Raw genomic sequence first — 8,801 nt, 5'->3', positions numbered from 1 at the left:
GCTCCCACAAAGATTTGTGCAAGCTGCAGTTACAGCGGTATCGAGTAATGCAGCGCGTAACTTTCTACACCGTCGTTGTTGCTGTTCAGACCGGCGTTGGAGTAGTGCGTCGCACGGATCCCCACTTCATGTCCGCCGTTGAAACGCAGGCCGAAACCAATACGGTCTTCGAACTGGAAGGACTGACCGATGTTGTTGCTTTCATATTTGGTGTTGGAAAAGGCCGCGACACCAATACCGGCCTCGACATACGGTTTGACCGACTGACCGGCAAACTCGTAAACAAATACCGGCGAGAACGACAGGCTGTTGTTGCTGGAAGTCTTGTCACCTTCCCAGTAAGTGTAAGCGCCGCTCCAGTAACCGGTCAGGCGACCGACGTCGCTTTGCAGCCAGCTCTTGTCCCAATCGAAATTCATGCCCAAGCGATAAGTCATTGTCGAATCGCTGGTTGCCCCCACTGCAAACTCAACGTTTGCCGCTTGTGCAGTAAAACTTTGCCCCATCAGTGCAGCCGCAATCGCGGCCAAGCAGAATAGTCGCTTCACGTTGAAAACTTCCTTTTCCGGAACGATCGTTTTGGTTTTCTAGTAAACCCAGCGGTATAGAAATCGGCGCTTGAGCAGAAGTTCAGCTGACTTTTTAGATATTTCACACTTTTTTTACAAGGTGAATTTTTCAACGTCACCGGCAACTTGGCCCAGCAGGGGCAAGGTTTTGCGAAAGGACTCGGGATCGGCGCTGGTCCAGAATCTGACTGGTTGGTTCGGGCCTTCGGCGAGCAGTTCACGCTCGGCCAGCAGTCGCTGCAATTGACGGGCGACGGCGGCACCGGTGTCGATCAGACTGATGTGGTCCGGGATCATCGACTTGAGCAGCGGTTTGAGAAACGGATAGTGGGTGCAGCCGAGAATGATCGTGTCGCAACCGTTGGCCAGCAGCGGATCGACATAATGCTTGAGCAACGTGCGCAACTCGGCGCTGTGCAGATCACCGCTTTCAATCAGTTCCACCAGACCGGGACACGGCTGGGTGACGACGCGAACGTCTGTGGCAAAGCGATCGAGCAACGCGGCGAACTTGGCACTCTGCAAGGTGCCGGTGGTGGCGAGTACGCCGACCACACCGCTGCGGGTGGCGGCGGCAGCAGGTTTGACCGCGGGTTCCATGCCGACAATCGGCCACTGGGGGAAATCCCGGCGCAGATCGGCAACAGCGGCCACGGTCGCCGTGTTGCAGGCGATCACCAGGGCCTTGGCGCCCTGCTCGCGGAAAAAACCGGCCATCACATTGCAGCGCTGACGGATGAACTCCGGGGTTTTCTCACCGTAGGGGATGTGCCCGCAATCGGCGAAATACAGCAGTGATTCATGGGGCAGCAAACGCTGGATCTCGGCCAGTACCGACAAGCCGCCGACACCGGAATCGAACACCGCGATCGGTGCCTCACGCATGCTGCGAACCACAGACGCTGCACCCCGGGTCGCGCTTGACCCGCACTTCACGGAAGCGCGAACCCAGGGCATCGATCAACAGCAAACGACCTACCAGTGGTTCGCCAAAACCGACCAGCACTTTCAAGGCTTCAAGCGCCTGCAGGCTGCCAACCAGCCCCACCAGCGGCCCGACTACACCGGCCTCGCTGCAGGTCAGTTCGGCTTCGCTGCCGTGTCCGTAGAGACAGTGGTAGCACGGACTTTCCGGGCGGCGCGGGTCGAACACCGACAACTGCCCTTCCAGACGAATCGCCGCGCCACTGACCAAGGGTTTGCGCGCCGCCACGCACGCGGCGTTGACCGCTTCGCGGGTGGAGAAATTGTCGGAACAGTCGAGCACCAGATCCACCGCGGCCACGGCGGCCGCCAGGGAATCCTCATCCAGCGCCTGACGATGGGCCACCAGTTGAATCTCTGGATTGATCGCGCTCAGGCGCTTGAGCGCCGAGTCGACCTTGCTCATGCCGACGCTGTCGGTGTCATGAATGATCTGGCGTTGCAGGTTGGTCAGGTCGACCGTGTCGAAATCCGCCAGATGCAACTCACCGACACCGGCCGCCGCCAGGTACAGCGCAACCGGCGCACCGAGACCGCCGAGGCCGACGATCAGTACACGACTGTCTTTAAGCTTCAGTTGCCCATCGATATCGATGTGTTGCAGCAGAATCTGCCGGCTGTAGCGCAGCAATTCCTGATCATTCAGCACGGCAGGCGCCCCAGGCTGATCCGTTGATGACCGCCCAGATCGGTGCGGCTGTGGACTTCTTCGAAACCGCGGGTCAGCAACAGATCACGCACGGCTTCGGCTTGATCATAGCCGTGTTCGAGCATCAGCCAGCCGCCGGCTTCGAGATGCTCCGGGGCCTGGGCCACGATCAGGCGCAGATCGTCGAGCCCGTCGACACCCGCCACCAGCGCACTGGCCGGTTCGAAGCGCACATCGCCCTCGACCAGATGCGGGTCGGCGGCGGCGATGTACGGCGGGTTGCTGATGATCAAATGGAAACGCTGGCCTTCGAGGGCGCTGAACCAGTGGCTGCTCAGCACCGTGGCGTTGTTCAGGTTCAAGCGCTGGCGATTGCGTTCGGCGAGGGCCACGGCTTCCAGTACACGATCCACCGCCGTGACCTTCCACGCCGGGCGCTCACTGGCGAGGGCCAAGGCAATCGCGCCGCTGCCGGTGCCCAGATCGAGAACGTTCGCCGGCGTTGCCGCCAGCAGTTCCAGCGCGGCCTCGACCAGCAATTCGGTGTCCGGACGCGGGATCAGTGTGTGCGGAGCGACTTCCAGATCGAGCTTCCAGAACCCCTGCTGACCAAGAATGTAGGCCACCGGCTCACCGCCACGACGCCGTTGCAGGTACTCGGTAAAAATCAGCACCGCCTCGCTGGGCACGATGCGCTCGGGCCAGGTGTGCAGGAAACTGCGCGGTTTGCCCAGTGCCGCAGCCAGGAGCAGTTCGGCATCCAGACGCGCTGTGGGCGAGTCCGGCAGTTCGGCGGCGCGCAACAGACTGGCAATGATGGTCATTTATTCACCTATCGCTGCAAGTTGGTCGGCCTGGTATTCGGCCAGCAAAGGCTCGATCACCGCTTCAACGCCGCCGGCGAGGATTTCATCAAGGGAGTACAGGGTCAGGTTGACGCGATGGTCGGTGACCCGGCCCTGGGCAAAGTTGTACGTGCGAATGCGCTCGGAGCGGTCGCCGGAACCCACGAGCAATTTACGTTCGCTGGCAATCGCGTTCGCGGCAGCAGCGGTCTGCTGGTCGTTGAGCTTGGCCGACAACCAGGCCATCGCCCGGGCACGATTCTTGTGCTGGGAACGTTCTTCCTGGCATTCGACCACGATGCCGGTCGGCAAGTGGGTAATGCGGATCGCCGAGTCGGTCTTGTTCACGTGCTGACCACCGGCCCCGGAAGAACGGTAGGTGTCGACGCGCAGATCCGCCGGGTTGATCTCAATCGCTTCCTGCTCGTCCGGCTCCGGCAATACCGCCACGGTACAGGCCGAAGTGTGGATGCGGCCCTGGGATTCGGTGGCCGGCACGCGCTGCACACGGTGCGCGCCAGACTCGAACTTCAGCTTGCCGTAGACATTGTCGCCTTCGACCCGGGCAATGACTTCTTTATAGCCGCCGTGTTCACCCTCGTTTTCCGAGAGGATTTCCACGCGCCAGCCACGTCGCTCGGCGTAACGCGAGTACATGCGGAACAGGTCGCCGGAGAAGATCGCCGCCTCGTCGCCACCGGTGCCGGCGCGGATTTCGAGAAACACGTTGCGACCGTCGTTCGGGTCCTTGGGCAGCAGCATGCATTGCAGATCGGATTCCAGGGTGATCAACAGCTCTTTGGCTTCGCGGACTTCTTCCACGGCCATTTCACGCATGTCCGGGTCGCTGTCCTTGAGCAGTGCCTGGGCACTCTCCAGATCATTTTGTACGCCGAGCAGCTTTTTATAAGCGGCGACGACCGGCTCGACTTCGGCGTATTCCTTGGAATAAGCGCGAAATCTGGCCTGATCGGAAATGACTTCAGCGTCGCCAAGCAGCGCAGTCAGTTCCTCGAATCGGTCCTGGAGGATGTCCAGCTTGTTGAGCAGTGACGCTTTCATTGCGGTTTTTTATCCGAAAAACTATCCGGTGAGCCCTCAAGGGCAAAGAGTTCCTGGGCCATGGCCAGCGCATCGAGGCGGCCTTCGGCAGAAAGCTTTTTCAGTTGCACGCTTGGAGCATGCAGCAGTTTATTGGTCAGGCCGCGAGCCAGTTGCCCGAGCACATCTTCGGCGTTGCCGCCGTTGGCCAGCAGACGCAGGGCTTTTTGCAGCTCCTCGTCGCGCAGGCGCTCGCTCTGTTGCCGATAGGCCTTGAGCACATCGACCGCCGCCAGCTCGCGCAGGCGCACCATGAAATCGTCGGCGCCGACCGAGACCATCTCTTCCGCGGCCTGGGCTGCGCCCTGACGACTCTTGAGGTTTTCGGCGACCACTTCGTGCAGATCGTCAACGCTATACAGGTAAACGTCGTCGAGTTCGCCGACTTCCGGCTCGATGTCACGGGGTACGGCGATGTCGACCATGAAGATCGGCTTGTGCTTGCGCTGCTTCAGCGCACTTTCCACCGCGCCCTTGCCGAGGATCGGCAACTGGCTGGCGGTCGAACTGATCACGATATCGCTGCGCACCAGCTCCGCCGGAATGTCCGAGAGCAGCACCGCATGAGCGCCGAACTGCTCGGCCAGCAGGCTGGCGCGCTCCAGCGTGCGGTTGGCGACCACGATGCGCTTGACCCCCAACTCATGCAGATGGCGGGCAACCAGGGTGATGGTCTCGCCGGCGCCGATCAGCAGGGCCTGGCTGCGCTGCAGGTCGCTGAAAATCTGTTTGGCCAGGCTGACAGCGGCAAACGCCACGGACACCGGGTTTTCGCCGATGGCAGTGTCGGTGCGCACTTGCTTGGCGGCATTGAACGTCGCTTGAAACAGCCGCCCCAGCAGCGGGCCGATGGTCCCGGCCTCGCGAGCCACGGCGTAGGCCGACTTCATCTGGCCGAGAATCTGCGGTTCGCCCAGCACCAGCGAGTCGAGCCCGGAGGCGACGCGCATCATGTGACGAACTGCCGCATCATCTTCATGCACATAAGCACTCGCGCGCAGCTCATCGAGGCTTAAATGGTGATAATCGGCCAGCCAGCGCAGGACCAGATCAGCTGAAACCTGATCCTGTTCTATATAAAGCTCACTGCGATTGCAGGTGGAGAGGATCGCGGCTTCGCGGCTGTCGGTCATTCTGCAGAGCTGCTGCAAGGCCTCAACCAGTTGCTCAGGGGTAAAGGCCACGCGCTCGCGGACGTCTACTGAAGCAGTCTTGTGGTTAATACCGAGTGCGAGGAAGGCCATTCAAGGTCGCTGATAGTGACGTGAAGCCGGCAATTGTCCTACTTCGTCAGATTCAGAACAACTACCGCTGACTATTGTCCCAATGGTTGGTGCCTATAATGCTCACAACTGAGACTCGGTTATGTTTGGCCGAAGGCTTGTGTCATGATGATCCGACCGCAGGTTAGTCGTCCTCTTCCTATATGAATAGATCTTCCGCGTTGCTCCTAGCTTTTGTCTTCCTCAGCGGCTGCCAGGCCTTGGCCCCCGTTTCGCCGGACGGTACCCCGCCGGTCGAAGACACCACGCCCACGCCTGAAAAGCCCAAGGTTTACAGCTCGTTCAGCGAGGAAACCGTATACAGCCTGTTGACCGCCGAACTCGCCGGCCAGCGCAATCGTTTCGACATTGCCCTGGACAACTACGTGACCCAGGCCATCAACACCCAGGATCCGGGGGTTTCCGAGCGCGCGTTCCGCATCGCCGAATACCTCGGTGCCGACCAGCCTGCGCTGGATACCGCGCTGATCTGGGCGAGAAACGCCCCGGACGATCTTGAAGCGCAACGCGCCGCCGCCGTGCAACTGGCCCGCGCCGGGCGTTATGACGACTCCATGGTCTACATGGAAAAAGTCCTGCAGGGCAAGGGCGACACCCATTTCGATTTTCTCGCGCTGTCCGCGGCCGATACCGATCAGGAAACCCGCAACGGCCTGATGAAGAGTTTCGACCGCCTGCTGCAGCGTCATCCGAACAACAATCAGCTGATTTTCGGCAAGGCCCTGCTGCTGCAGCAGGACGGCGACAATAAAGCGGCGCTGCGCCTGCTTGAAGACCATCCGCCGGAAGACGGCGAAATCGCCCCGATCCTGCTGCGCGCCCGCCTGCTGCAAACCATGAATCGTGGCGACGAGGCACTGCCGCTGCTGCGCAAAAGCATCAAGAAGTACCCGGACGACAAGCGTCTGCGCCTGACCTACGCACGTACATTGGTTGAACAGGACCGGATGGACGACGCCAAGGTCGAGTTCTCCACGCTCGTTCAGCAATACCCGGAAGACGACGAACTGCGTTACTCGCTGGCGCTGGTCTGCCTGGAAGCCAAGGCCTGGGACGAGGCCAAGGGTTATCTGGAAGACCTGATCGCGCGCGAAAGTCACGTCGATTCGGCGCACCTGAACCTCGGTCGCATCGCTGAAGAGCGCAACGATCCGCAGGGCGCGCTGATCGAGTACGCCCAGGTCGGCCCGGGCAACGACTATCTGCCGGCGCAACTGCGTCAGGCCGATATCCTGATGAACAACGGCAAGACCGCCGAAGCCCAGAGCAAACTGGCCGCCGAGCGTGACGCCCAGCCGGATTACGCGATCCAGTTGTATCTGATCGAATCCGAAACCCTGTCGGCCAACAAACAGGACGACAAGGCCTGGAAAGTGTTGCAGCAAGCCTTGCTGCAATACCCGGACGACCTGAATCTGCTCTACACCCGCGCCATGCTCGCGGAAAAACGCAATGACCTGGCGCAGATGGAAAAAGACCTGCGCCTGATCATCAAGCGCGATCCGGACAACGCCATGGCGCTCAATGCGCTGGGCTACACCCTGTCCGATCGCACCACCCGTTACGCTGAAGCCAAGGCGCTGATCGAACAGGCGCACCAGATCAATCCGGAAGACCCGGCGGTACTCGACAGCCTCGGCTGGGTGAATTTCCGCCTGGGCAATCTGGACGACGCCGAGAAATATCTGCGTCAGGCCCTCGAGCGTTTCCCTGACCACGAAGTCGCCGCGCACCTGGGCGAAGTCCTGTGGGTCAAGGGCAATCAGCGCGAGGCGAAGCAGATCTGGGGCAAATACCTCAAAGATCAGCCCGACAGCACCATCCTGCGCAGCACCATCAAGCGCCTGACCGGATCCGAGACTCTTTAACTCATGTTTTTGCGCCACGTTATTGTTTTCAGCTTCATCGCCCTGCTCGCTGGTTGCGCGGGCTTCGGCGCTCGCGAATCGGTCGAGGGCCACGGCAGTCCGGCTCAGTGGGCCGCGAACAAACAACAGCTGACCGCCCTCGACGGCTGGCAGATCGACGGCAAGATCGGCATCCGCGCACCGAAAGATTCCGGTAGCGGCACGCTGTTCTGGCTGCAACGCCAGGACTACTACGACATTCGCCTGTCCGGCCCGCTGGGTCGCGGCGCGGCGCGCCTGACCGGGCGCCCGGGCAAGGTCTCGCTGGAAGTTGCCAACCAGGGCCGCTATGACTCCGAATCGCCGGAAGCGCTGCTTGAAGAACAACTCGGCTGGAAACTGCCGGTGTCCAATCTGGCCTGGTGGGTTCGGGGCCTGCCGGCGCCAAGCAGCAAAAGCCGTGTGTCCCTCGATAACGACAGTCGCCTAGCCAATCTGGAACAGGACGGCTGGAAGGTCGAATACCTCAGCTATGCCGAGCAAAACGGTTACTGGCTGCCCGAGCGGATCAAGCTGCACGGCACCGATCTGGACGTGACGCTGGTGATCAAGACCTGGCAACCGCGTAAATTGGGGCAATAAAGCATGACCGCTCCACGTCTGACGCTGCCGTCGCCGGCCAAGCTCAACCTCATGCTGCACATTCTCGGGCGCCGTGCAGACGGCTACCACGAACTGCAGACGCTGTTTCAGTTTGTCGATTACGGCGACGAAATCACCTTCGCCGTACGCGATGACGGCGTGATTCAGCTGCACACCGAATTCGCGGGCGTGCCCCACGACAGCAATCTCATCGTGCGCGCGGCAAAAATGCTTCAGCAACAGTCCGGCTGCACACTCGGCATCGACATCTGGATCGACAAGGTGCTGCCCATGGGCGGCGGCATCGGTGGCGGCAGCTCCAATGCGGCGACCACCCTGCTCGGCCTCAATCACTTGTGGCAACTGGGCTGGGATGAAGATCGCCTCGCGGCACTGGGCCTTTCGCTCGGTGCAGACGTGCCGGTTTTCGTCCGTGGCCATGCAGCATTTGCCGAAGGCGTGGGCGAGAAACTGACCCCGGTCGACCCCGAAGAACCGTGGTATCTGGTACTCGTGCCGCAAGTCTCTGTAAGTACGGCAGAAATTTTTTCCGATCCTTTGTTGACACGTAACACGCCGCCCATTAAAGTGCGCCCCGTTCCCGAGGGAAACAGTCGAAATGACTGCTTGCCGGTGGTTGCAAGGCGTTATCCAGAGGTACGTAACGCATTGGATTTGTTAGGTAAATTTACCGAAGCAAAACTCACCGGAACTGGAAGTTGTGTGTTTGGGGGCTTCCCAAGCAAAGCTGAAGCTGATAAAGTCTCGGCCCTTCTGACAGAGACCCTTACAGGGTTTGTAGCGAAAGGAAGCAACGTTTCGATGTTGCATCGCAAGCTGCAAAGTCTGCTCTAAAAGGAATCAAGTGCCAGGCACTTGAA

9 protein-coding genes are annotated in these 8,801 nt (G+C 60.4%); 3 read left to right on the top strand and 6 right to left on the bottom strand.

Annotation, left to right across the window (positions count from 1 at the left end; genetic code table 11):
* Nucleotides 1–29: 29 nt before the first annotated feature.
* From NTD85_RS23420 to hemA, 6 genes are all read right to left on the bottom strand, one after another.
* Entirely contained in the window at nt 30–548 is a 519-nt protein-coding gene (locus NTD85_RS23420) for an acyloxyacyl hydrolase (RefSeq protein WP_262143323.1), read from the bottom strand.
* A gap of 114 nt (nt 549–662) precedes the next feature.
* Nucleotides 663–1,454, bottom strand: a complete 792-nt coding sequence (gene murI, locus NTD85_RS23415) for a glutamate racemase (RefSeq protein ID WP_003228148.1) — start codon at nt 1,452–1,454, stop codon at nt 663–665.
* On the bottom strand, nt 1,447–2,202 hold the full coding sequence (locus tag NTD85_RS23410) for a molybdopterin-synthase adenylyltransferase MoeB (protein ID WP_262143322.1): 756 nt from the start codon (nt 2,200–2,202) through the stop codon (nt 1,447–1,449). The genes murI and NTD85_RS23410 overlap by 8 nt, the downstream gene beginning before the upstream one ends.
* Nucleotides 2,196–3,026: a peptide chain release factor N(5)-glutamine methyltransferase gene (gene prmC, locus NTD85_RS23405; RefSeq protein WP_262143321.1), complete on the bottom strand. Its 831-nt coding sequence runs from the start codon at nt 3,024–3,026 to the stop codon at nt 2,196–2,198. Before prmC ends, NTD85_RS23410 begins: the two co-directional genes overlap by 7 nt.
* Nucleotides 3,027–4,109 carry a peptide chain release factor 1 gene (gene prfA, locus NTD85_RS23400; RefSeq protein ID WP_262143320.1) on the bottom strand — a complete coding sequence of 361 codons (1,083 nt, stop codon included), beginning with the start codon at nt 4,107–4,109 and terminating at the stop codon, nt 3,027–3,029. It abuts the gene before it with no gap.
* On the bottom strand, nt 4,106–5,392 hold the full coding sequence (gene hemA / locus NTD85_RS23395; protein WP_003228154.1) for a glutamyl-tRNA reductase: 1,287 nt from the start codon (nt 5,390–5,392) through the stop codon (nt 4,106–4,108). The genes prfA and hemA overlap by 4 nt, the downstream gene beginning before the upstream one ends.
* 182 nt (nt 5,393–5,574) lie before the next feature.
* On the opposite strand from hemA, the gene NTD85_RS23390 reads away from it, so the two are divergent.
* The 3 genes from NTD85_RS23390 to ispE are packed head-to-tail and all read left to right on the top strand — an operon-like array spanning nt 5,575 to nt 8,775.
* On the top strand, nt 5,575–7,299 hold the full coding sequence (locus NTD85_RS23390; protein WP_003228155.1) for a tetratricopeptide repeat protein: 1,725 nt from the start codon (nt 5,575–5,577) through the stop codon (nt 7,297–7,299).
* Nucleotides 7,300–7,302: 3 nt separating this feature from the next.
* Complete coding sequence (gene lolB / locus NTD85_RS23385) at nt 7,303–7,920, top strand: lipoprotein insertase outer membrane protein LolB (RefSeq protein ID WP_003228156.1); 618 nt, start codon at nt 7,303–7,305, stop codon at nt 7,918–7,920.
* Between the two features lie 3 nt (nt 7,921–7,923).
* Nucleotides 7,924–8,775, top strand: coding sequence for a 4-(cytidine 5'-diphospho)-2-C-methyl-D-erythritol kinase (gene ispE, locus NTD85_RS23380; protein ID WP_003228157.1), 852 nt, complete (start codon nt 7,924–7,926; stop codon nt 8,773–8,775).
* Nucleotides 8,776–8,801 lie beyond the last annotated feature (26 nt).

Source organism: Pseudomonas sp. 13B_3.2_Bac1, assembly GCF_025466205.1.
Classification (GTDB): domain Bacteria; phylum Pseudomonadota; class Gammaproteobacteria; order Pseudomonadales; family Pseudomonadaceae; genus Aquipseudomonas; species Aquipseudomonas fluorescens_H.
The sequence above is the reverse complement of the archived record's forward strand: the minus strand, read 5'-3'. Positions and strand labels throughout refer to the sequence as shown.

Coding starts and splice junctions, on each gene's coding strand:
- murI (WP_003228148.1), bottom strand. CDS start 1,454: ATGCGTGAGGCACCGATCGCGGTGTTCGATTCCGGTGTCGGCGGCTTG.
- prmC (WP_262143321.1), bottom strand. CDS start 3,026: ATGACCATCATTGCCAGTCTGTTGCGCGCCGCCGAACTGCCGGACTCG.
- prfA (WP_262143320.1), bottom strand. CDS start 4,109: ATGAAAGCGTCACTGCTCAACAAGCTGGACATCCTCCAGGACCGATTC.
- hemA (WP_003228154.1), bottom strand. CDS start 5,392: ATGGCCTTCCTCGCACTCGGTATTAACCACAAGACTGCTTCAGTAGAC.
- NTD85_RS23390 (WP_003228155.1), top strand. CDS start 5,575: ATGAATAGATCTTCCGCGTTGCTCCTAGCTTTTGTCTTCCTCAGCGGC.
- lolB (WP_003228156.1), top strand. CDS start 7,303: ATGTTTTTGCGCCACGTTATTGTTTTCAGCTTCATCGCCCTGCTCGCT.
- ispE (WP_003228157.1), top strand. CDS start 7,924: ATGACCGCTCCACGTCTGACGCTGCCGTCGCCGGCCAAGCTCAACCTC.